Source organism: Neoalteromonas arenosi, assembly GCF_030362855.1.
GTDB classification, from domain to species: Bacteria; Pseudomonadota; Gammaproteobacteria; order Enterobacterales; family Alteromonadaceae; genus Alteromonas_E; species Alteromonas_E arenosi.
The window spans coordinates 84,942-106,319 of record NZ_JAUCBP010000001.1 but is presented as its reverse complement, the minus strand read 5'-3'; the positions used below and the strand labels follow the sequence as shown (position 1 = coordinate 106,319).

The 21,378-nt window shown below is 47.1% G+C and carries 25 protein-coding genes; 17 read left to right on the top strand and 8 right to left on the bottom strand.

Annotated features, from left to right (window positions below; all coding sequences use genetic code 11):
• Positions 1–14 precede the first annotated feature (14 nt).
• Positions 15–494 (bottom strand): cupin domain-containing protein, encoded by a 480-nt coding sequence (locus QTP81_RS00505; protein WP_289362982.1) that lies wholly within the window; start codon positions 492–494, stop codon positions 15–17.
• Between the two features lie 84 nt (positions 495–578).
• Here QTP81_RS00505 and QTP81_RS00500 point away from each other — a divergent pair, with 84 nt between their 5' ends.
• From QTP81_RS00500 to rplI, 5 genes are all read left to right on the top strand, one after another.
• Positions 579–1,040, top strand: coding sequence for an NfeD family protein (locus QTP81_RS00500; RefSeq protein WP_289362981.1), 462 nt, complete (start codon positions 579–581; stop codon positions 1,038–1,040).
• A 349-nt stretch (positions 1,041–1,389) separates the two neighbouring features.
• Positions 1,390–2,265 (top strand): DMT family transporter, encoded by an 876-nt coding sequence (locus QTP81_RS00495; protein ID WP_289362980.1) that lies wholly within the window; start codon positions 1,390–1,392, stop codon positions 2,263–2,265.
• Positions 2,266–2,363: 98 nt separating this feature from the next.
• Positions 2,364–2,744, top strand: a complete 381-nt coding sequence (rpsF, locus tag QTP81_RS00490) for a 30S ribosomal protein S6 (RefSeq protein ID WP_289362979.1) — start codon at positions 2,364–2,366, stop codon at positions 2,742–2,744.
• Between the two features lie 11 nt (positions 2,745–2,755).
• Complete coding sequence (gene rpsR / locus QTP81_RS00485) at positions 2,756–2,983, top strand: 30S ribosomal protein S18 (protein WP_289362978.1); 228 nt, start codon at positions 2,756–2,758, stop codon at positions 2,981–2,983.
• 25 nt (positions 2,984–3,008) lie between these two features.
• Positions 3,009–3,461, top strand: a complete 453-nt coding sequence (rplI, locus tag QTP81_RS00480; RefSeq protein WP_289362977.1) for a 50S ribosomal protein L9 — start codon at positions 3,009–3,011, stop codon at positions 3,459–3,461.
• Between the two features lie 67 nt (positions 3,462–3,528).
• Here the strand turns inward: rplI and htpX are convergent, their stop codons facing one another.
• Together htpX and QTP81_RS00470 are read right to left on the bottom strand one after the other, a co-directional pair.
• Complete coding sequence (htpX, locus tag QTP81_RS00475) at positions 3,529–4,404, bottom strand: protease HtpX (protein WP_289363366.1); 876 nt, start codon at positions 4,402–4,404, stop codon at positions 3,529–3,531.
• Positions 4,405–4,415: 11 nt separating this feature from the next.
• Entirely contained in the window at positions 4,416–5,066 is a 651-nt protein-coding gene (locus QTP81_RS00470; protein ID WP_289362976.1) for an MOSC domain-containing protein, read from the bottom strand.
• 186 nt (positions 5,067–5,252) lie between these two features.
• Between QTP81_RS00470 and QTP81_RS00465 the strand changes: the two genes are divergently transcribed.
• From QTP81_RS00465 to dnaB, 4 genes are read left to right on the top strand one after another with little or no spacing between them, the layout of a single operon-like run.
• Positions 5,253–5,822: an RNA polymerase sigma factor gene (locus tag QTP81_RS00465; protein ID WP_289362974.1), complete on the top strand. Its 570-nt coding sequence runs from the start codon at positions 5,253–5,255 to the stop codon at positions 5,820–5,822.
• Positions 5,815–6,333 carry a hypothetical protein gene (locus QTP81_RS00460; RefSeq protein ID WP_289362972.1) on the top strand — a complete coding sequence of 173 codons (519 nt, stop codon included), beginning with the start codon at positions 5,815–5,817 and terminating at the stop codon, positions 6,331–6,333. The genes QTP81_RS00465 and QTP81_RS00460 overlap by 8 nt, the downstream gene beginning before the upstream one ends.
• A gap of 16 nt (positions 6,334–6,349) precedes the next feature.
• On the top strand, positions 6,350–7,348 hold the full coding sequence (locus tag QTP81_RS00455; RefSeq protein ID WP_289362971.1) for a DUF4097 family beta strand repeat-containing protein: 999 nt from the start codon (positions 6,350–6,352) through the stop codon (positions 7,346–7,348).
• A 46-nt stretch (positions 7,349–7,394) separates the two neighbouring features.
• Positions 7,395–8,780: a replicative DNA helicase gene (dnaB, locus tag QTP81_RS00450; RefSeq protein ID WP_289362970.1), complete on the top strand. Its 1,386-nt coding sequence runs from the start codon at positions 7,395–7,397 to the stop codon at positions 8,778–8,780.
• A gap of 44 nt (positions 8,781–8,824) precedes the next feature.
• Here the strand turns inward: dnaB and QTP81_RS00445 are convergent, their stop codons facing one another.
• The 4 genes from QTP81_RS00445 to rsd all read right to left on the bottom strand — a co-directional run bounded on the left by QTP81_RS00445 (position 8,825) and on the right by rsd (position 11,581).
• On the bottom strand, positions 8,825–10,051 hold the full coding sequence (locus tag QTP81_RS00445; RefSeq protein WP_289362968.1) for an OmpA family protein: 1,227 nt from the start codon (positions 10,049–10,051) through the stop codon (positions 8,825–8,827).
• 71 nt (positions 10,052–10,122) lie between these two features.
• The gene (locus tag QTP81_RS00440) at positions 10,123–10,551 is read right to left on the bottom strand and encodes a secondary thiamine-phosphate synthase enzyme YjbQ (protein ID WP_289362967.1); all 429 of its coding nucleotides are present in this window, start codon (positions 10,549–10,551) and stop codon (positions 10,123–10,125) included.
• Positions 10,552–10,556: 5 nt separating this feature from the next.
• On the bottom strand, positions 10,557–11,000 hold the full coding sequence (locus tag QTP81_RS00435) for a transcriptional repressor (protein WP_289362966.1): 444 nt from the start codon (positions 10,998–11,000) through the stop codon (positions 10,557–10,559).
• 107 nt (positions 11,001–11,107) lie between these two features.
• Positions 11,108–11,581, bottom strand: coding sequence for a sigma D regulator (gene rsd / locus QTP81_RS00430; protein ID WP_289362965.1), 474 nt, complete (start codon positions 11,579–11,581; stop codon positions 11,108–11,110).
• Between the two features lie 92 nt (positions 11,582–11,673).
• Between rsd and nudC the strand changes: the two genes are divergently transcribed.
• Together nudC and hemE are read left to right on the top strand one after the other, a co-directional pair.
• The gene (nudC, locus tag QTP81_RS00425; RefSeq protein WP_289362963.1) at positions 11,674–12,486 is read left to right on the top strand and encodes an NAD(+) diphosphatase; all 813 of its coding nucleotides are present in this window, start codon (positions 11,674–11,676) and stop codon (positions 12,484–12,486) included.
• 230 nt (positions 12,487–12,716) lie between these two features.
• On the top strand, positions 12,717–13,781 hold the full coding sequence (hemE, locus tag QTP81_RS00420) for a uroporphyrinogen decarboxylase (RefSeq protein ID WP_289362961.1): 1,065 nt from the start codon (positions 12,717–12,719) through the stop codon (positions 13,779–13,781).
• Between the two features lie 52 nt (positions 13,782–13,833).
• Here the strand turns inward: hemE and queG are convergent, their stop codons facing one another.
• Entirely contained in the window at positions 13,834–14,976 is a 1,143-nt protein-coding gene (gene queG / locus QTP81_RS00415) for a tRNA epoxyqueuosine(34) reductase QueG (protein ID WP_289362960.1), read from the bottom strand.
• Positions 14,977–14,982: 6 nt separating this feature from the next.
• Between queG and QTP81_RS00410 the strand changes: the two genes are divergently transcribed.
• The 6 genes from QTP81_RS00410 (at position 14,983) to hfq (ending at position 21,364) form a co-directional block, all read left to right on the top strand.
• Entirely contained in the window at positions 14,983–16,491 is a 1,509-nt protein-coding gene (locus QTP81_RS00410) for an NAD(P)H-hydrate dehydratase (protein WP_289362959.1), read from the top strand.
• A gap of 30 nt (positions 16,492–16,521) precedes the next feature.
• Complete coding sequence (gene tsaE / locus QTP81_RS00405; RefSeq protein WP_289363364.1) at positions 16,522–17,007, top strand: tRNA (adenosine(37)-N6)-threonylcarbamoyltransferase complex ATPase subunit type 1 TsaE; 486 nt, start codon at positions 16,522–16,524, stop codon at positions 17,005–17,007.
• Between the two features lie 21 nt (positions 17,008–17,028).
• Positions 17,029–18,390, top strand: coding sequence for an N-acetylmuramoyl-L-alanine amidase (locus QTP81_RS00400; protein ID WP_289362958.1), 1,362 nt, complete (start codon positions 17,029–17,031; stop codon positions 18,388–18,390).
• Positions 18,391–18,402: 12 nt separating this feature from the next.
• Positions 18,403–20,109, top strand: a complete 1,707-nt coding sequence (gene mutL, locus QTP81_RS00395; RefSeq protein ID WP_289362957.1) for a DNA mismatch repair endonuclease MutL — start codon at positions 18,403–18,405, stop codon at positions 20,107–20,109.
• Between the two features lie 23 nt (positions 20,110–20,132).
• A complete protein-coding gene (gene miaA, locus QTP81_RS00390) occupies positions 20,133–21,038 on the top strand; it encodes a tRNA (adenosine(37)-N6)-dimethylallyltransferase MiaA (RefSeq protein ID WP_289363363.1) in 906 nt (301 codons plus the stop codon).
• An 80-nt stretch (positions 21,039–21,118) separates the two neighbouring features.
• Positions 21,119–21,364 carry an RNA chaperone Hfq gene (gene hfq / locus QTP81_RS00385; protein ID WP_289362956.1) on the top strand — a complete coding sequence of 82 codons (246 nt, stop codon included), beginning with the start codon at positions 21,119–21,121 and terminating at the stop codon, positions 21,362–21,364.
• Positions 21,365–21,378: the final 14 nt, after the last annotated feature.

Here is a 21,378-nt window from a genome sequence, read left to right as displayed (position 1 = left end):
GTAACGTTAGATAGTTAAATGAAGTCTTGCCACTCAGGTCGGTGTTGCTCAATCCAACCCACCTGAGTGGTACTCATAAAGCGAAAATCAGCAAAATCAAAACCGGGCGCAACACTGCACCCCACCAGTGAATATTCTCCACTAGATTCTGCTGCCTGCCAGTGTTTTGCGGGGATAACATGGACATAACTGTCAGACTTGCCTATCGTGACCGCTTGAGTCGTTGTGTTGGCAGGGCTACTTAGCGCTAAATCGCTTTCGATATGCAGTAACTTGAGTGGCGCGCCAGCGTAGAAATTCCAAATTTCATCGTGTTGAACCTGATGGAAACGACTGCGCTGCCCTTTTAGTAATAAAAAATATATGTGCGTTACCGCGCTTCTTTGCTGCTGATGAGCTGGGCTGGCGACATTTTGTTGTGAGCGATAAACCTCGCCATAGTAGCCGCCTTCTGGATGAGGTTTGAGATTCAACTTTTCAATCAGTGAGTGCATTTTATCTACAATTCGGTAATCTATAACCGTATCGTGACGCAATAATAATAAAACGCAAGTAGACCTGTCTTTGGAGAGATTTTTGTGGCTTGGCTAGCAGATAATCTGATCGCGACTTTGGTGTGGGGGGGCCTCGCACTTATCTTGTTGGAAATGCTGTTATTTAGATTTAATTCGTTGATTTTGTTTTCGTTTGGCATGGGGGGATTTGTCTCTGGTATTTTAGCCGATTGGAGCTTGCTCGCGAATGAAACGCATTACATTGGTATTTGTATGCTTTTAACGACAGCATTTAGTTTGCTAATTTTTCGCCCTGCGTTTAAAGATTTGCGTGCCAGTGTTGATCCAACTCGGGCTGCAAGTGATTTAGTCGGTTATCGCTTTTTACTGGTCGACGACGTATCGGACAAACACAAAGCCGTGCATCACTATTCAGGTATAGCATGGCGATTGCGCAGTAAAGATGCAATTAAAGCAGGCACTTGGGTCGAAGTTGTCCGTGCTGATTTGGGGGAATTTACTATTCGACCGCGACCTGAGCTCTAAGTAGTCGCTATAGGGTAACGGTTTGCCGCTACGACGAGCTGTTGGCTCGTGGGGCACGCCTCTTGCCGCCTAACAGAACAAGATAGAGTCTCACCGCCAACACCAGCAAATACCCGATAACAAGCCAGTGCATTAGGCGTCCTGATACTTTAGGTGAGTAAAATAGTGCAAATATCAGTATCGGTGCTGAGACAAATAACACTAAAACAAGTAATATCCTCGCCACTTTCATTTATACCCCGTGTACTACCGCTAAGGTTGAATCGTTTGTGTATGCTAATAAGCGAAATTCGTACCAAGCGGTGACAAACTTGTCGTTAATACGGGGCAACCAAAGAGTGTTTAATTGATGTATGTTGGTGAAATAGCTGCGCTTACTACAGCCTGTTGCTGGGCGATAGCTGCGCGCATGTTTCAGTTGCTGGGCGCTTACTTTTCCCCGCTGGCTCTGAACTTGTGGAAGGGTGTTCTTGCTGCGGGAGTATTGTCAATTGTTACACTCTTCAATCCAATAGATGTAGACTTAAGCTCTACCACAATTTACTGGTTACTATTGAGCGGTTTTATCGGCATCGGCCTCGGTGATACGTTTTTCTTCCGCGCACTGAACACTATTGGCGACAGTCAATCGATTTTAGTTGCAGAAACACTCGCACCGATTTTTACCGCATTACTCGCGATGATTTGGATCAATGAATGGCTGACCTGGCAGCAATGGATCGGCATTGCCATCGTCATTCTATCGGTGGACGTCATTATTAAATTGCAAAAGCGCAATGAGCAGCAGTTATTTTCGTTGTCGGGTTATGTTTTTGCTGCTTTAGCAGCTGTCTGTCAGGCGGTGGGAGCGGTTATAAGCCGTGACGTTTTGACTTCAACGGGGATCGATGCGGCGAATGCTTCCCTGTATCGTCTGCTCGGCGGGCTTGCGGCAATCGGTATCTTGATGCTATTTATGCGTCGCCGTTTTACACCACTTAAGCCATTGGGTAAATCAGGCGTAAAATTGCTTCTATGGGCAACCCTGCTAGGGACTTTTGCTGCGCTTTATTTACAGATGATTGCGTTTGCCAACACCAAGGCGGCAATCGTGCAAACGCTATTTGCCACAAGTGTTGTGCTATCACTACTGGTGGCAGTATTTGTCGGCGATAAAGTGAATAAAAAGACCTTTATTTGGTCCTTAACCGCACTTGTTGGTGTGAGTGTGTTGATTTTGTCTTAGGGCACCTGTATACTCCGCGCCCTTACAGCCAACCAACTAGTTCCTTGTCTCCATACAGAGGGCTGTACTGTCCGAGACTACTACCGTGAGGAGCAGACATGCGTCATTACGAAATCGTATTTATGGTTCACCCTGATCAGAGTGAACAAGTCCCAGCGATGATCGAGAAATATTCGACCATCCTGAAGCAAGACGGCGGTCAAATCCACCGTTTAGAAGACTGGGGTCGTCGCCAATTAGCGTACCCAATCGAAAAGCTTCACAAAGCACACTACGTGTTAATCAATGCCGAAGCAACTGCAGAAGCTGTCGAAGAACTTGAAACTGCTTTCCGTTTTAACGATGTTATCTTGCGTAACCTAGTTATGCGTACTAAGTCTGCCGTGACTGAAGCGTCACCAATGATGAAAGAAGAACGTCGTGAGCGTCGCGAAGAAGCATCAGCGAAACCAGCTGCTGCACCAGCAGATTCAGAATAAGGAGAATTACCATGGCTCGTTTTTTTAGACGTCGTAAATTCTGCCGTTTTTCAGCTGAAGGCGTAGCAGAGATTGATTACAAAGATATCGCAACGTTGAAAAACTACGTTACCGAAAGTGGCAAAATCGTACCTAGCCGTATTACTGGCACAAGTGCGAAATATCAGCGTCAGTTGTCAACTGCAATTAAGCGTGCACGTTTCTTAGCGTTGCTACCTTACACTGATTCACATAAGTAATAGGCGAAAATAAGGGGTATTGTAGATGGATATCATTCTACTAGATAAAATCGCCAACTTAGGCGGATTAGGTGACAAGGTTACAGTTAAGTCTGGCTACGCACGTAACTTCTTGTTCCCACAGGGTAAAGCAGTTCCAGCAACTAAAGCTAACCTAGAAAAATTTGAAGCACGTCGTGCTGAATTGGAAGCTAAAATTGCTGAAGAATTGGCCGCTGCTGAAGCGCGTGCTGAAAAAGTTCAAGGTTTAGGTGAAGTGACTATCGCTGCACCAGCTGGCGACGAAGGCAAGCTATTCGGTTCTGTTGGTACTCGCGACATCGCTGACGCAATCACTGCGGCTGGCGTAGAAGTATCAAAAGCAGAAGTCAAGCTACCTACAGGTACTTTACGTGAAACTGGTGAGTTCGAAATCGACCTTCAGCTTCACTCTGACGTGATGACTTCTATCAAGTTGATCATCATCGCAGAAGCGTAAGCTACTCGTTAAGTAATACGAAAACCGCCGGCAAAAGCCGGCGGTTTTTTTATGTACGTCATAAAGATCAGCGTCGGCTTTGTAAATGCTTTATTCGCTCTTCTAACGGCGGGTGACTGGCAAATAGTTTGTGTATTTTCCCTGCGTTAATTGCAAACGCTGCCATCTCATCGGGAATATCGGGTTGCCCCTTGCTGTTTTGTAATCGTTGTAAAGCTGCAATCATGTTTTGATTACCGGCTAAATCAGCACCACCTTCATCGGCGCGAAACTCTCGATAGCGCGAAAACCACATGACAATCATCATGGCGAGGAACCCCAAGATTAACTCTGCGACAATAGACACTATCCAAAATGCGGGCCCGTGCCCCCTTTCAACTTTAAAAATAACGCGGTCTACAACAAAACCGATGACGCGAGATAAGAAAATTACAAACGTATTTACCACCCCTTGAATTAACGACAGCGTGATCATATCGCCGTTCGCGACATGTGCAATTTCGTGTCCCAGTACGGCCTTCACTTCATTCTCGCTCATTTGCTCGAGTAGGCCGGTGCTAACGGCAACCAGAGCATTATTTTTTGACGCGCCAGTCGCGAACGCATTTGGTGACGGCGAATAAAACACGCCAACTTCTGGCATACCGATGCCGGCTTTTTGGGCCAATTGTGCAACGGTGTCAAGCAACCACTGTTCAGTTCGCGAAGATGGTCGCTCAATCACTTGTACTTTCATGGCGCGCTTGGCCATAAATTTACTCAGCAGCAAGCTGATCATGCTGCCACTGAAACCAATCACTGCGGAATAAACTAATAAGGCTTGTAAGTTAAGGTCTACACCATTTTCAGCCAGTAAGCCTTGAAAGCCAAACAGGCTGAAGGTTAGGCTCAATAACATAATTATGGCTAGATTGACGGCCAGAAATAAACCTATTCGTAGCATGACGGTAACCTTTAAGCTGTCTTCTTCGCGTGCCTGGCACGCATACTGAGGCGCTCGCGCCATTCGGGATCCAGATCTAGCAAATTTGCAGCACGCGTTAACTGCTCACTTGATGCATTGCGATCGTTTACACACTTCATAAATTCAGCAATGGTCATGCTACTGCTATCTGTCGCTTCCAATTCAACTTTATCACCAACTTTGATTTCACCCGTTTGTAACACTCGATAATACCAGCCAGAGATTGCATGCTGATTAACGAATCGGTCTAGGCCATCGATGCCAAAGCGGTGCGATATCTTATTGCATGGTACGCGGGGCGAACCGACCTGTAATACAACATTACCCATACGATAAACATCGCCGATACGCACGTTAGTATCATCCATCCCCACGACACTAATGTTTTCGCCAATGCTACCCGGAACAAACTTTGTTGCTTCATCGGGGAAGTGTTGTTGAAACAGCGTATAGCTAGCGAGGGAATATTGATGCAGTACTTTCTCGACACCTCCGTGCAATTTTTTGTTGCCCTGCTCGTCTTCATCGGTGCCATCGTAGTAAACAGTCAATGACTCTACGGGGTGCTTGGCAATACTACTGGGTGCTCCTTTGGGCCCAAAAGGTATAGGTTTGGCGGCAAATAATTGATTTATCAACATAATTGGTAAGACTTCGTATACTATCCTTAGACACAACGTTGTTCAGAGTTTAGACCATTTTCAACTTTGGAAAATTATTTTTTAGGTGTTTAAACCTTTCTGTGCGACTAAACGACAAAGATAGTAACTCAAGCGAATAATTAACCGGGTGAGCTTTGACACACCTAAGAGTGGAACACGAGTGACATGGTAGAACTGCAGAATAGTGTAGTAGATGCACAACACACGTTTGCTGAAAAAGCAGAGCGTGATGTGATAGCTGCTGCCCAGCAGGGTGACAAACTAGCATATAAGAAGCTCTATGATGCTCATGTAGGTCGCGTTTATGCCCTTTGTTTGCGCCTGACAGGTGAGAGAACAATGGCTGAAGATGCGACCCAAGAAGTGTTCATTCAGCTGTGGAATAAGCTGAGTAATTTTAATGGTCAGAGTAAGTTTTCGACGTGGCTACACAGCGTTACTTCGAATATTACGATCTCATATATTCGCAAACAAAAAGGTTGGTTTCAGCGCACATTTAACATTGAAGAGTCAGCCGTGCATGACCAACAGATTGATACCTCGGCTGACACGGTGTCACTGGATGACTATGTACTGCGGTTACCAGAGCGCGCTCGGCACGTATTTGTACTGCACGCAATTGAAGGGTATCGACACGAAGAGATTGCCGACCTGCTGAATATGGCAGTAGGTTCAAGCAAAGCGCAATTTCACAGGGCTAAACAACTGCTTACGGAGTGGATGGGTAATGAGTAATTCAGAGCAAAAGTTACGACAGACATTGACTCAATTACCGCGGGAAAAAATGCCCGAGCGAGACTTGTGGCAAGGAATAGAGCTGGGCATTGAGCGTCAGGAAATGAAGCAAAATACTGAGCAAAAGCCAGTTAAGACTGGGGTAAAACCTATCAGTCTGGCCGCCAGTTTCGCCATTGTAGCGATTGCCGGTTGGTTAGTTACACAACAGTTAACCACTGCACCAATAGAAAATAATGCGCCGTTAACTGCTCAACAACTGGCAGAAGCGCTATCAACGCAACATCAATCACAGCGAGATAATTTGTTAGTGAGTTTAAAAGATCAGCCAGCGCTGACAGAGGATTGGCAGCAACAATTGGCTGAACTCGATGGTGCGGCAAATGCAATTAAGGCCGCTTTGGCCCAAGACCCCAACAATACAGCGTTGTTGAAGATGCTTCAAAATGTCTATCAACAACAAATGAGCTTGATTGAAAGGGTACATTCACCGAAGTGGCGACAAATTTAAACAGAGGTATAGCGAAATGAAACAATTAACACAACATCAGCAATCGAAGGGTGTATGCCTCTGTGCGACAATGTTAACTGGAATAATGTTGTTTACAACTCCCGTGTTAGCGGGGCAGAAGGTCGATCAAACGCTTGATGTTGATGCGCAAAGCCGAATTGAAATTGAGCATCTAAATGGTTCAGCTGTGGTCAAAGGCTGGGACCGAGAAGAAGTTCGAGTGGAAGGCGAGCTCAGTGATAGAGCAAGCGAGTTTATTTTTGAACGTCGCGGCAGAAACGTGCAAATAAAGGTAGAAATGGAAAGTAGCTCCTATAAAGGTGACTGGAAAAAGTGGGGTTATGGTCATGGTGATGACTTAACCATTTATGTACCGATTGGAAGCGAAGTGAACTACACATCTGTCAACGCCAGTTTCGACGGCGAAAGTTTGCACGGTGGTTTAGATGTGGAGGTGGTCAACGGCGAAGTATCAGTCAATGATATTGAAGGTCGGATCCGTCTCGAATCAGTTAACGGTAGTATCAATGCTCGTAACTTATCGGGCGATGTGAAAATTGAAACGGTTAATGGTTCGATAGAGGGGCGCCACAGTGGCGAGGGCGATATCAAGTTCGAATCCGTAAACGGCGATATTCGCATCAGTTCTGATAGCCGAGAGATCCATGTTGAAACTGTTAATGGTGATTTGGAGCTGGAGTTACAAGCCGTTGATGAACTCGATTTAACCTCAGTGAACGGCAGCATTGAAGTCAGCATGAACTTACAACCCGGTGGTGACGTGCGAGTGTCTACCGTCGGGGGCTCAGTAGAGCTTATCTTTCAGGAAGGGGTATCAGCGCACTTTGATATTGAAGGCCATGCAGGAGGTAAGTTTGTCAATCGCTTAACCGATGACAAAACGCAAAAAGCTAAGTATGGACCGCGTCGTTGGCTAGAATTCAGTACAGGTAATGGTGCCGCTGAAGTTGAAGTGTCAACAGTCAATGGTCGAGTTGAGTTGCGCTATCAATAAGCGCATAATACTCGACCGTTTTGTTATCGCGTGACCAATTGTGGAAGTGGCAAACTCGTCTCCAAAAGACACTAATATTGAAAAGCTAAAGATACCGCCCCATTCAATCGAGGCGGAACAATCTGTTCTAGGTAGCATGCTAATTGCGCCAGAGTCTTGGGACACTGTGACCGAGATAATCGGCGCTGACGATTTTTACAATCGTGCGCACCAGACTATTTTCATCGCTGTACTCGATTTGCTCAAACACAACCAGCCGGTCGATTTAATCACCGTATCTGAACAGCTCGAAAAGCACGATAAATTGGAAGAGGCTGGTGGCTTTGCATATCTTGCCGAGCTTGCGAAAAACACCCCCAGTGCAGCCAACGTCGCGGCCTATGCGCAAATCATCAAAGAGCGAGCCATTACACGTGAACTTATTGGCGTGGCCCACAATATTGCTGAAGTAGGCTTTAACCCTGAAGGGCGCAATAGCGCCGAATTACTCGATTTAGCCGAATCGAAAGTGTTTGAAATTGCGGAAAAGCGCACTGGGGAAAATGAAGGCCCGAAAGACATTGATAAGGTTTTGGGTAAAACGGTAGATCGTCTTGAAGCGCTTGTGAAATCAGGCAAGGAAGTGACGGGTGTCACTACGGGCTTTCAGGATCTCGACAAAAAAACCAGTGGCTTACAACCTTCAGATTTAATTATTGTCGCCGCCCGTCCTTCTATGGGAAAAACGACCTTTGCGATGAACTTATGTGAAAACGCAATGATGGCGGAGGATAAGCCTGTGCTGGTTTTCAGTCTTGAGATGCCGGCAGAACAGATCATGATGCGTATGTTGGCGTCGTTAAGCCGTGTCGATCAGACCAAGATCCGCACAGCGCAATTGGATGACACTGATTGGTCGCGGATCTCACGCACCATGGCGATGCTCAAAGAAAAGAACAATCTGTGGGTCGATGACTCATCGGGTCTAACACCTATGGACGTCCGAACAAGAGCGCGTAAGATTGCGCGCGATAATGGCGGTATCAGCTTGATAATGGTGGATTACTTACAGTTGATGCGTGTGCCTAGTTTGGCAGACAATCGAACCTTAGAGATTGCCGAAATTTCGCGCTCACTTAAAGCGTTGGCGAAAGAACTAGAGGTACCTGTAGTTGCATTGTCACAGTTAAACCGTAGTTTGGAGCAACGAGCCGACAAGCGGCCGGTAAACTCGGATTTGCGTGAATCAGGTTCAATAGAGCAGGATGCCGATTTGATCATGTTTATCTATCGCGATGAGGTGTATCACGAAAACAGCGAATACAAAGGCGTGGCAGAAATAATCATCGGCAAACAGCGGAATGGGCCAATTGGTACATCGCGCTTAACTTTCCAAGGTCAATTTTCCAGATTTGACAACTATGCGGGCCCAGCAGTGGCCGATGAGTATTAAAAAAGCCGGTGAGAACACCGGCTTTTTTTACATTTAAAGATTACTTACTCTGTAACTTTCTCTTTAACCGTGGCCGAAACTTGCGCCTCAATACGGCGATTGATGCGGTGAGCTTCTGCTGTATTACTGCTGTCGAGTAATTGAGTCTCACCAAAGCCAACGGCAGTTAGTCGACCTTCGTCAATGCCGTAACTATTCACTAATAGGTCTTTAACGGCTTGTGCACGACGCTCAGATAGTGCCAAGTTGTACTCTGCACGACCAACCGCTGATGTGTGACCTTCAATCACCGCAGAGGTATTCACGAAGCGTTGCAAGAATTCTGCGAACTCACGGATCTGTGCATCATCAGGGTTAGTTACTTCTGCGCTGTTATTGGCAAATAACACGTTGAGCGAGACGCTTAAGTCTTTTTCTTCAAAAATCACACAACCCGTTTCATCAACGCGATCACCGGGTAGTGAGTCGGGGCACTGATCAATATCATCAGGTACGCCGTCGTTATCTGAATCTTTTGCGAGTGCACAGCCTCGCACATCTACTGCAGTTCCGGGAGGAGTGTTTGGACATTGGTCTTGACTATTTAACACGCCGTCACCATCCAAATCATTGTTACAACCGTTAGCATCTACAGCAGTACCACGCGGTGTATTGGGACATTGATCACGACTGTCCATAACGCCGTCGCCATCTGAGTCTTTGTCACGTGACACTGGCTTAGGTGTTTCACCGAAGGTATAGGCAAAACCTAATTTAACCGCATAATCGTTGAAGCCTTCGCCGAAGTCGTGAAAGGCTTGTGCTTCAGTGATAATTTTAACACGATCATTGAAGTCCCAGTGCTTACCAATACCAGCAGCGGCCATGCGATAAGTTATGTCTAGACTTTGTTGGCGTAATCCACCAAAAACATAGGCTGCATCGTTATCAAGGAAATATACGGCGTCAATGCCATAGCTATGGCCATCCTCATCCATCCCAAATGGTCGATTCGGATCCGCGTCAATTTCTAAAAACGCAAGTTCAACACGAGCGGCCCAATGTGGGTCGAAGCGCCAACCTATTTCACCACCAAACCCGTAACCTTCATCGAAATAACCGTTTGGCTCGGGTTTGTCGTTGTCGGCGCTGTAATACTCAATAAAACCACCAGCCCATCTTTCATAGGCGGGTGCATCGTGCTCAGCGGCTACTGGTGCAGTGATAGCCGCAGCGACTGCACAACTTGCTAAGGTTTTGGCAACCTTACTATTGATTGTCATTTTCAACATGGTGTGTTCCCTTTGGTAGTGTCATTTTTTTGTGTGTTGTAAAGCTTCACACTGGTATTAGTATGAAATTATCATGCCGGATCTCCGAACAAACTCAAGTGTAGCTTGCGTTTTCCACCTCGATCTCGATGTTCGCCTAAATATATCCCCTGCCATGTTCCCAATACCAGCTGACCAGATTCAATAGCCAAGCTCAATTGGCTGCCCAACAAGGATGACTTCACGTGGGCAGGCATGTCATCTTGTCCTTCGAAGGTGTGAATGAAATAGCTATTTTCATCGGGTACCAAGCGATTGAAGAAGGTTTCCATGTCTTTTCGAACCGACGGGTCGGCATTCTCGTTGATGCTCAAGCTGGCACTGGTATGCAACAGGCTAATGTGCAACATGCCGTGGGCTAATTCGCGAATTTGCGGTAACGCGTCGACGATATGCTGGGTAACTAAATGAAAACCGCGCCGATATTCTGGCAGCACTACTTGTTTACTCTGCCAATGCATGGCGCTTACTCCTCTTCCAGGCATTGTGCGCACAAGCCATGTGCTTCAATGGTCTGTTTAGAGATTTGAAAGCCTCGGTCACGTGCTTGTGAATTTAGTTTATCTTCAATGCCCTCAGACTGAATCTCTGCCACATCGCCACAACTGTCGCAAATAAGAAACTGGACGGGATGACTGCAACCAAAGTGATGGCAGGCTACAAAGCTGTTGGTGGATTCTAGTTTGTGAATGAGATCGTGATCCAGTAGGAAATCCAGTGCACGATAGACTGTCGCGGGTTTAGCGCTAGCTTCAGTTTCTCTCAGGACATCGAGTAATTCGTAGGCGCCCATCGGACGGCTTTTGGATAACAATAATTGATAAACTTTTGCTCTAAGCGGAGTAAAGCGAACGCCTTTTTGCTCACAAAACTCGCTGGCTTGTTCCATCAATGCAGGAATGCTTTTCATCGTACCTTCATTAAATGCTAACTGTTTGAACTAGATAAAGATTGCACTGCAATCGAACAATCTGTCACTAGCGATTAGCCTAGCACAAATACGGACTAAAAAAGAGCTCAGTTTTCTTCACTCGCCTGTAGCGCATCAGAGAGATGCTGAATCAGTTTATCTTCTAACTCAAATCGAATGGCCAAGTTTTCTCCCAGCTTCGCAACCATCGATTCAAACTCTGCCGGAGCATCAATGGTGTCGACGTCGGCGTAGCGATCGTTAAAGGCCAGAGCTAAATCTGTGGTCTCAAGAATACTTGGATAAAGCGCGTTACGCAGTTCTTCGCCCGCTGGATCTTCACTTGCCATAATATCGAAGATTTCGAAATGACCCGCTGACACATAGTCCATCATGATCTCGCAAAACTGCGTAACATCATTTCCCGTAGGCAATGACTGTGCGCTTTCCAGCTTATTCCCGGAAAGCCCGGCTATTGCGCAATACTCTATCAACAGCTGCTGGCGCTCATTTAACCATGTGTCGATTGTCGTATTTATAGTTGTGAACCGCGCCGCTGCGGGTTCCACTTGACTAAGCATGAATGAACCTCCCTAATAGGTCAGTCGAATCGATATTTTGAGTATATCACTGAGCAAAAAATGAACAACAAGAAAACAGAGGCGAAGACACTTTGAGTATCAAAAAAGCCATACAAAACGATCACTTAGCATTCTGGATAATTGTTAACAAAGATCGAATGATCAGGCCTGATGATCAATCTTTAATGATGCTTTGCCGTTGGTCGGCACTCACATTTGTTAGGCACTATGAAGACAATATTGTGGTACTTGGCGAATATGAAAAAAAATCAGTTTTTTTACTCGACACTGAAAATGAGCAACTCGAGCACGAACTGCCAACTGTAGGATTGCGTGGTGCTTTGATGCACGGCAGCCCCGAACAGTTTGGTTTGTTCGCCAAAGCTTGGCAATACGCATTATTTATGCGAACCCACCGATATTGCGGGAGTTGTGGCAATAGGATGCGGCAAGTGGACTGGGAAATGGCAACTCACTGCGATCGTTGTGGTCACCGCTGTTATCCGCGCGTATCGCCTTGCATTATTGTGGCTATTTATCGCGGGCAAGAGTTGCTGCTGGCAATGGGCACGAGACATAAAAATACCGGTATGTACTCAACGCTCGCAGGTTTTGTCGAGAGTGGCGAGAGTCTTGAAGAGGCAGTACACCGGGAGGTAATGGAAGAGGTCGGTGTTAAAGTCAAAAATCTCGAATATTTTGGGAGTCAACCTTGGCCTTTCCCGCACTCATTGATGGTCGGATACATTGCTGAATACGCTGGGGGAGAAATTACGCCTGATGAGAATGAAATCTGTGATGCAAATTGGTACCACATTGATCAATTACCGTTAGTCCCTCCCACCTTGTCAATTGCCGGTCAACTCATCGAAACCACGGTAGCCAGACTCAAAGCTAAAGAGTAAGCATAAAAAAGCCCGAAATTGCTTTCGGGCCTAAATACTTCTAGCGCGGTCTCGTCAACGAGATTCTTTTTTTATTATGGGTTATACGTATAGCAAACACTTACTTATTGCGCAAGTTTTAGACAGAAATTAGTGTGAATCGGTGGCAAAAGCATAAGAAATCCTGAAAAAGCGCGTAAAAGTTGCTATATTCGCGCGCCAATATTGACAGAGTTTTTTTGAGACATTGCATGCAACTGAAAAATGATCGCTACTTACGGGCTTTATTGAAACAACCGGTAGATGTAACTCCTGTATGGATGATGCGTCAAGCCGGCCGCTATTTGCCCGAATACAAGGCGACGCGTGCCGAAGCCGGTGACTTTATGTCGTTGTGTAAAAATGCAGAGTTGGCTTGTGAAGTGACCCTACAGCCATTGCGTCGCTTTAACTTAGATGCGGCAATACTTTTCTCAGATATTCTGACTATCCCGGACGCTATGGGACTTGGCTTGTACTTTGAAACGGGTGAAGGTCCAAGATTTCAGCACGTCATTGACAGCGCAGCGGCTGTGGCACAATTACCAGTTCCCGATCCAGAACAAGAACTGGGGTATGTGATGAATGCGGTGCGTACAATCCGCAAAGGCCTCAATGGTGACGTGCCGTTAATTGGCTTTTCTGGCAGTCCATGGACTCTGGCAACTTACATGGTTGAAGGGGGTTCAAGCAAAGCGTTCACTAAAATTAAAAAGATGATGTATGCTGATCCGCAGTCCCTTCATGCGTTGTTAGATAAGCTGGCTGATTCGGTCATTCTATACCTCAATGCGCAAATTAAGGCCGGTGCTCAGTCAGTCATGGTATTTGATACTTGGGGCGGTGTACTTACGCCGCGGGACTATCGTGATTTTTCATTGCAGTACATGCATAAAATTGTCGATGGCCTTATTCGCGAAAATGAAGGCCGTAAAGTACCGGTGACGCTTTTCACTAAGAACGGCGGCATGTGGTTAGAATCTATTGCAGCTACAGGTTGTGATGCCGTTGGTCTAGACTGGACAATTAACATCGCAGAGGCACGTGCGCGAGTGGGTCATAAGGTGGCACTACAAGGCAATATGGATCCCTCTATGCTTTACGCGGCGCCTGAACGGATCGAGCAAGAGGTAGACGGTATTTTACAAGGTTACGGGCACGGCAGTGGGCACGTGTTTAATCTTGGGCATGGTATTCACCTTGATGTACCACCGGAAAATGCCAAAGTGTTCGTCGATGCCGTGCACAAACTAAGTCGTCAATATCACCAAGACTAGGCGCCCCTAAAAAGGCGTCCCCGAATAGGCGTCCGCAACAGGGCGGCACAAGCTATGCGTCTCGCTTAAGACCTTTTCTAATTGACCGGACTAAACGTTGCTGTTGGCGCGTTACCATAGCAGCGCGTTCGGTTTTCGCTGCTAATTGTTCCAGTGCCCAGTCAATATGGTTATCTACCATGGCATTGACACGCCCTTTAGCCTGCCGCAATGCGGCCAAGTTGTCCTCAGTGCAATCGGCGTTGCCCAATCCAACAGCAATGTTGCGCTGCCAGCGCGCATAGCCGATTCGACGAATGGGTGAGCCTTCAGTGTTTTGTAAGAACTCAGTCTCAGTCCAACTCATAAGCTCAGCTAACGGCTTACTCATCAATACTTGGCGCGGCGAAAAGTCCGCGTCGGTTGTAATAGGGGCGTCTTGATTGAAAGGACAAACTAATTGGCAATCGTCACAGCCATAAATACGATTGCCGATTAGTGCTCGCAAGTCCTCAGGAATATCACCGTCTTGCTCTATCGTAAGGTAAGAGATGCACTTGCGCGCGTCGACGGTATAGGGTGCGACAATAGCCTGAGTGGGACAAATAGTCATGCATGCGGTGCAGGTACCACACTGCTCTTCGACTGGCTGGTCAACGGGTAGCGGCAGATTGATCAGCAACTCGCCTAAAAAGAACCAGGAGCCTGCTTCTTGACTGAGTGTTAGCGAATGTTTTCCCGTCCAACCGATGCCCGCTTTTTCTGCTAATGCGTGCTCCAATACAGGTGCAGAATCAACAAAAGGACGGAAATTCGTTGTGCTGACCTCGGCTTTAATTCTATCGCCCAACTGCTTCAGCTTTTTTCTGACGACTTTGTGGTAGTCGCGGCCCAACGCATAGCGGCTGATGTACGCCGTGTTTGGGTTGGCAAGATCCGTTGCGAACTTAGCCTCAGGGGGTAAGTAGTCATAGCGAACAGCGATGGCACGAAGGGTTCCGGGTAGCAACTCAGCCGGACGCGCTCGGAGTAATCCATGAGTTTCCATATAGGTCATCTCGCCGTGATAGCCGGCCTCTAACCATCGCTGCAAATGCGCCTCGTGCTGAGCTAGATCAACATCACTGATTCCAACGTGCTGAAAACCTAGCGCCTTGCCCCAAGCCTTGATATTGTCTGCTAAGTTATTTAAATCAATCGAATCTATGGTGGTCATTAGACAATGTTAGATACTGAATTGGCGCAAAGCTTAGCACACAAACTCTACCGAGCCGATCAGGTAAGAGACAACGAACAAACAGCGGCTAAACAGTCAGGCTGTGAAATGTATACACTGATGTTGCGGGCTGGTCGCAGAGTGTTTGAAAAATGCCAATTACACATGCCTAACAGTGATAACTATCTAGTGCTTGTAGGCCATGGGAACAATGGCGGTGACGGATACATTACTGCAAGTGAAGCTAAGAATGCGGGCAAGCATGTAGTCGTTTGTGCCGTTGAGCCTGACCGAGTGTTGCAAGGCGATTCAGCCAAAGCGCAACAGCGTTGGTTGGATTCTGGTGGCGAAATCTCGGTTTTCTCCCCCGAGTTATTGGATAAATGTGATGTTGTCATTGATGCCTTGTTAGGCACTGGAACGAATAGTGACATCCGCAATGAATACGCCACAATTATCGATACAGTCAATCAATCGTCAAAACCCGTGGTGAGTATTGATGTCCCTTCCGGACTTGAAGCGAATACTGGTCAGTCGATGGGGCGCTGCATACAAGCCGATATCACGGTGACTTTTGTCGGAATCAAATCGGGGTTGGTAACAGGTGCCGGTAAGCAGTCTTGTGGTCAATTAATTTTTGATGACCTAGGCATCGGTAAGGCGTTTCTCAGTTTAGCACGCTCTACAGCAACCATTATTGAACTCGAGAACTTTGCGCAAATGGCACCGCGCCAGATTCATTCTCATAAGGGCACGTATGGGCGTCTCTTGTGTATCGGTGGTAACAAGGGCACTGCGGGTGCTATTCGCCTGGCGGGAGAGGCTGCGTTGCGCTGTGGTACCGGGCTGGTAAAAGTCTATGCTCACGAAGACTCTAAGATTCAAATAAATGCCGGCCGACCAGAATTGATGGTCATTACTGACAGCCTTGAGCAAGCCCTAGAATGGGCTACCTGTGTCGTAATAGGTCCTGGTTTGGGCCAAGACGATTGGAGTCAAAACGCGTTTGATAAAACGCTACAGTATTGTCAGTCGAAGGCTAAACCTATTGTGATTGATGCTGATGCCTTGAACTTATTATCGAAGTATTCAGGCACTTTTAATATGAGTCAGTGTGTACTCACTCCGCATGCTGGTGAGGCATCAAGGCTGCTAAATGTAAGTGTTGATGAAATCGAGAGCGATCGATTCAATGCTGCTAGGCAGCTGTCCCAGCGCTATCATGCCACCTGTGTGCTCAAAGGCGCAGGCAGTATCATCGACAATGAACGCCATGCATGGGTTGTTCGTCATGGCAATCCGGGTATGGCGACAGCGGGCATGGGCGATGTCTTGAGTGGTGTGTTAGGCGCTTTGTTTGCTCAAGCACTTAAGGCCGATGTAGCATGCAAATACGGTGTTTCTTTACACGCCAGAGCTGGCGATGTTTTGGCCAAAGAGTTTGGCCAACGAGGTTTGTTAGCCAGTGATCTTTTCGACGCATTACGCGCACTTATCAATCATAAGATTGTCTAAGCAGGGTAGGTTGTGAGTCAATTTTCAACCATGCGCGTTACGGTCGAGAACACTGAGGCGACAGATCAGGTTGCGCAACAATTAGCAACGGCGATTCAGGCGGTCGCAAAATTTCCGCTTATCATCTATTTGCGCGGCGATTTGGGCGCAGGTAAAACGACCTTTAGCCGTGGACTGATTGGCGGTCTGGGGCATTCAGGTCGGGTTAAGAGTCCAACCTATACATTGGTCGAACCTTATGATTTACCAGACTTTTCTGTATATCATTTCGACCTATATCGGTTAGCTGATCCGGAAGAACTGGAATTTATGGGGATTCGCGACTATTTGCAGCAGCGTTCAATCTGTTTGTTTGAATGGCCGGATAAAGGCGCACAGCACTTGGCAGACGCGGATTTAAGCATTAATATCGACATGGATATCAGCAGTGACTCTTTGCGCCAGATTAATTTCACTGCAGAATCTCAACTAGGTGAGTACCTACTTACAATGGTTGAAAAGGCGCATAACGGATAACATAAGTATTGGCATTTAGCGATGGAAGGGTTTACCCACAGACAACTTGAGAAAAGTTTGATTGCTTGGTTGCGCCTTGCCAGCTGTTTGTTTCTATTATTTTTTAGTGCGACGATTTCTGCATCAAATAGTATTGAAGGCGTGCGCGTTTGGCCTTCGCCAACCAATACTCGAGTGGTGTTTGACCTTGAGGCACAGCCGAGTTTTACTTATTTCACACTGCAAAACCCAGATCGCCTAGTTATTGACTTCAGCGAGACGTCACTGACTGCCGATTTGTCTGGTCCCGAGCATCTCAATGAGCTTTTGCAACGCATTCGTACAAGTACACCAAAGAACCAGCAAAGTACTCGCATAGTTTTGGATTTAGCGAGTCCGGTGACCCCAAATTTATTCGCGATGCCGCCAACGGAACCCTACGGTCACCGGTTGGTCGTTGATTTGCCGTACGCTATTCAGCAAAGCCAGCCCACGGTGGTCAAGCGCAGCGATGAGAGCGATCGTGACCGCGATATCATTATTGCTATTGACGCGGGTCACGGTGGAGAAGATCCAGGGTCGATTGGTCCTACCGGTACCTATGAGAAAAATATTGTCCTGAGTATTGCTAAAAAGTTAGCCGGGTTGGTTGATGGCGAGGAGGGTATGCGAGCAGTATTGATCCGCACCGGCGATTATTATATTTCGCCCAATCGTCGTCCTGAGCTGGCGCGTGAACACAAAGCCGATTTGTTGATCTCAATTCACGCCGATGCATTTACAACGCCACAACCTCGAGGTGGCTCTGTTTGGGTTCTTTCAACCGGTCGAGCTGACACTGAGTTAGGTCGCTGGATGGAGCGTACCGAGCGTCACTCAGAGCTCTTAGGCGGTGCTGCTGAGGTCATAAATGACGCTACCAGTGAGCGCTACTTAGCCGAGACAATACTCGGTTTATCGATGGATCATTCGATGGCCACCAGTCATGATTTATCCGAAAAAGTTATCGCTGAAATGCGAAAAATAACACGTATGCATAAAACCAGACCGCAAGCTGCGAGTTTGGCCGTTCTAACATCGCCTGATATTCCCTCTATATTGGTTGAAGTTGGGTTTATCTCTAACCCTCAGGAAGAGAAAAACTTAAACTGGGCAAAGCACCGTCAGCGTCTGGCTGAATCTGTGTTCACAGCAACCAAACGCTATTTTCAAGCGGTTCCGCCTGACGGGACATTGTGGGCGGCAAACAAAAACTCCGTACGCCAGCACAAAGTGGTAAGCGGCGAATCATTGTCATTGCTTGCACAACGCTACAACGTTAAGGTAAGTAGTATCAAAGCAGCTAACAACTTGACCAACGATGTAGTGCGCATTGGCCAAGTGTTAACTATCCCGACGATTTAATTAGGTATTTGAGTGTCGATCCAACGCTTGCCTGCTGAGTTGGCAAACCAAATTGCGGCCGGAGAAGTCGTTGAGCGCCCTGCTTCTGTAGTTAAAGAGCTTGTTGAAAATAGCATTGATGCAGGGGCTACAATGATAGAGGTCGAAATCTATCAGGGCGGCCATAAGCAGATACTGATCCGCGACAACGGTAAAGGCATCCCCAGAGACGAACTAGAGCTTGCCTTGAGTCGTCATGCAACCAGTAAGATCAAGTCTCTGGATGATTTAGAAGCCATTGCCAGTATGGGATTTCGCGGTGAGGCTCTGGCGAGTATTAGCTCAGTCAGCCGCTTGACCTTAACATCCAAAACCGCGGTGCAAAATGAAGCCTGGCAGGCACAGGCACAAGGCCGCGATATGGAGGTTGAAATCTTGCCCGCCGCCCATCCGGTGGGTACCAGTGTGCGAGTGGATGATTTGTTTTTTAATACGCCGGCTCGGCGACGCTTTCTACGCACGGAAAAAACCGAATTTAGTCATATTGAAACCGTTTTCCGACGCATAGCACTTGGCCACCAAAACATTGGTTTTACCCTGAAACACAATGGCAAGCGCGTTAAGCAAGTGAAAGCAACGGAGTCATTGTATAAACGGGTTTCTGACTTGCTTGGCAAAACTGATGAACGTCAACTGCTGGCCCTTGAGGCACAATGCGAAGAAGCGACGCTGCAAGGCTTTATTGTAAATCCTTCTGCGCCGCAAACGGGTCAAGACTGGCAGTACAGTTTCGTCAACCATCGACCGATGCGAGATAAGCTGATTAATCATGCAATCCGACAGGCATTTGAGCTACTTGGTTTGACAGACGTCGAAGCGCAATATGTCTTGTTTGTCGAAGTTGAACCCAGTGACGTTGACGTTAACGTTCACCCGGCCAAGCATGAGGTGCGCTTTCATCACGCCCGTACAGTGCACGATTTTATCGTCAGCCAGGTTAAGCAGACATTGTCTACAGCTGCCGCTGCTGGAAAAATTGAAGAATCGCTAGCGCCACTAGAACCATTAAAAAGCCATCAGTACTCGCCGCCCCAGCAGCTGACCCCCCAATCCAGGAGCGCAAGTAGCAGTAGTCATCAACATGCACGGACGCAAAGTACCAGCGACATCGCTCGGGCAGGTCAATCCTATACCCAGTTAATGTCGGTAACAGAGGCATCACAACGCATTTCAGGTTTTGCCAGTATGCGTCTCGCTAATCAGTTAGCATTTGCCAAGCGTGATGACAATGGTCTTTGGGTGGTATCAAATTCTGTATTCCTGCATCTATACCTGCAGCAAAGCTTGGCTCAGTGCAGCACGTCACAGCCGTTACTAATGCCAGTGGCCATTCCGTCAACGGAATCGTGGTCAGAAAGTTTGCGCCAAGCGTTAGCTGAGTTAAATATCCATGTTGATAAGGTCGCGAGCAAATTAATTTTAAAGCAGGTGCCAGCTGGGTGGCGCGGCATGCCATGGTCGATGGTGCTTGCACCATTACTCAGCACTTGCCTCAGTAATATAGCCGAGCAGTTGTGTCAATTATGCGCTGCCCAGCTGGTAGAGCGAGAGTCGTTGATCGAAGAGGCGTTGCAGTGGTGGGCATCGATGGCTGTGGAGCATCAACACACATTACTCGCTAATCACGGGGTGTGGATAGATTTAGGTCAGTCGTCAGTGGCTCGAGGCCAGGTGTCGTGAGTCGCCACCCCGTAATAACCCTGATGGGGCCGACGGCATCAGGTAAAACTGGCCTTTCGCTCGATATCGGACAGCGTTTAAACTGTGAGATCATCAGTGTTGATTCTGCGCTGATCTACACCAACATGGATATAGGAACGGCAAAACCAACGGCGGCCGAACAGGCTTTGGTGCCACATCACCTCATCGATATTGTTGATCCTGCCGATAGTTATTCAGTCGCTGATTTTTGTCGCGACACTAAACGTTTAATTGGCGAGATCCATCAACGGGGAAAAATCCCGCTGTTAGTCGGTGGCACCATGATGTATTACAATGCGCTGGTTCACGGTATTTCCGAAATACCAGCAGCGGACCCAACTATTCGTGATGTATTGCAAAAAGAAGCCGCGGAGTCTGGTTGGGCAAGTTTACACGCTGAGTTACGGCAGGTGGATCCGCAAGTCGCTGAGCGAGTACATCCGAATGACCCACAGCGTATTGGCAGAGCGTTAGAAGTTTTTCGCTCCAGTGGCAAACCGCTAAGCTATTGGCAGGCGCAAAAAACACTGGGTATTGATGCAGAAGCTGATATTCAGTTATGGCAATTTGCAATTGCGCCGAGCGATCGAAAGGTGCTGCACGAGCGTATAGCTTTACGTTACGACCAAATGTTAGCTAACGGCTTTGTTGAAGAAGTGATGGTTCTTCGAGCACGCGGTGATTTGCACTTGGATTTACCCTCAATGCGTTGTGTGGGTTATCGGCAGGTCTGGCAGTACTTAGACGGTGAGTTTGACCGTCAGACTATGCGCGAAAAAGGCGTAATTGCTACGCGGCAGCTGGCCAAAAGACAACACACTTGGCTCAATAATTGGCCAAAGGTACAGTGGTTGGATACCTTTGACGAAGAAAATTCGACTAAGATAGTAGAAATGGTCACTATTTAAGCAAGGTAACTTGCTATACAATCAGTGGGTTGGGGTGTATCCTCTCACTTAGAACAATGATAATAAATTAAGGACTCATGATGGCTAAAGGGCAATCACTACAAGATCCATTCTTAAATGCGCTAAGAAAGGAGCGGATCCCAGTATCGATTTATTTAGTAAACGGGATCAAATTACAAGGCCAAGTAGAATCGTTTGATCAGTTTGTAATTTTGTTAAAGAACACTGTGAGTCAAATGGTTTACAAGCACGCAATCTCAACAGTCGTGCCATCTCGCGCGATTCAAATGCCTTCCCAAGGTGATGAGAATAACGCTGCGGATTAAATCAACCGGAGTAC

Bases quoted from the DNA above. Each gene is read 5' to 3' on its own strand.
- QTP81_RS00505 (WP_289362982.1), bottom strand. From the start codon at position 494: ATGCACTCACTGATTGAAAAGTTGAATCTCAAACCTCATCCAGAAGGC.
- QTP81_RS00495 (WP_289362980.1), top strand. From the start codon at position 1,390: ATGTATGTTGGTGAAATAGCTGCGCTTACTACAGCCTGTTGCTGGGCG.
- rpsF (WP_289362979.1), top strand. From the start codon at position 2,364: ATGCGTCATTACGAAATCGTATTTATGGTTCACCCTGATCAGAGTGAA.
- rpsR (WP_289362978.1), top strand. From the start codon at position 2,756: ATGGCTCGTTTTTTTAGACGTCGTAAATTCTGCCGTTTTTCAGCTGAA.
- rplI (WP_289362977.1), top strand. From the start codon at position 3,009: ATGGATATCATTCTACTAGATAAAATCGCCAACTTAGGCGGATTAGGT.
- htpX (WP_289363366.1), bottom strand. From the start codon at position 4,404: ATGCTACGAATAGGTTTATTTCTGGCCGTCAATCTAGCCATAATTATG.
- QTP81_RS00470 (WP_289362976.1), bottom strand. From the start codon at position 5,066: ATGTTGATAAATCAATTATTTGCCGCCAAACCTATACCTTTTGGGCCC.
- QTP81_RS00465 (WP_289362974.1), top strand. From the start codon at position 5,253: ATGGTAGAACTGCAGAATAGTGTAGTAGATGCACAACACACGTTTGCT.
- QTP81_RS00460 (WP_289362972.1), top strand. From the start codon at position 5,815: ATGAGTAATTCAGAGCAAAAGTTACGACAGACATTGACTCAATTACCG.
- QTP81_RS00455 (WP_289362971.1), top strand. From the start codon at position 6,350: ATGAAACAATTAACACAACATCAGCAATCGAAGGGTGTATGCCTCTGT.
- QTP81_RS00445 (WP_289362968.1), bottom strand. From the start codon at position 10,051: ATGTTGAAAATGACAATCAATAGTAAGGTTGCCAAAACCTTAGCAAGT.
- QTP81_RS00440 (WP_289362967.1), bottom strand. From the start codon at position 10,551: ATGCATTGGCAGAGTAAACAAGTAGTGCTGCCAGAATATCGGCGCGGT.
- QTP81_RS00435 (WP_289362966.1), bottom strand. From the start codon at position 11,000: ATGAAAAGCATTCCTGCATTGATGGAACAAGCCAGCGAGTTTTGTGAG.
- rsd (WP_289362965.1), bottom strand. From the start codon at position 11,581: ATGCTTAGTCAAGTGGAACCCGCAGCGGCGCGGTTCACAACTATAAAT.
- hemE (WP_289362961.1), top strand. From the start codon at position 12,717: ATGCAACTGAAAAATGATCGCTACTTACGGGCTTTATTGAAACAACCG.
- queG (WP_289362960.1), bottom strand. From the start codon at position 14,976: ATGACCACCATAGATTCGATTGATTTAAATAACTTAGCAGACAATATC.
- QTP81_RS00410 (WP_289362959.1), top strand. From the start codon at position 14,983: ATGTTAGATACTGAATTGGCGCAAAGCTTAGCACACAAACTCTACCGA.
- tsaE (WP_289363364.1), top strand. From the start codon at position 16,522: ATGCGCGTTACGGTCGAGAACACTGAGGCGACAGATCAGGTTGCGCAA.
- QTP81_RS00400 (WP_289362958.1), top strand. From the start codon at position 17,029: ATGGAAGGGTTTACCCACAGACAACTTGAGAAAAGTTTGATTGCTTGG.
- miaA (WP_289363363.1), top strand. From the start codon at position 20,133: ATGGGGCCGACGGCATCAGGTAAAACTGGCCTTTCGCTCGATATCGGA.
- hfq (WP_289362956.1), top strand. From the start codon at position 21,119: ATGGCTAAAGGGCAATCACTACAAGATCCATTCTTAAATGCGCTAAGA.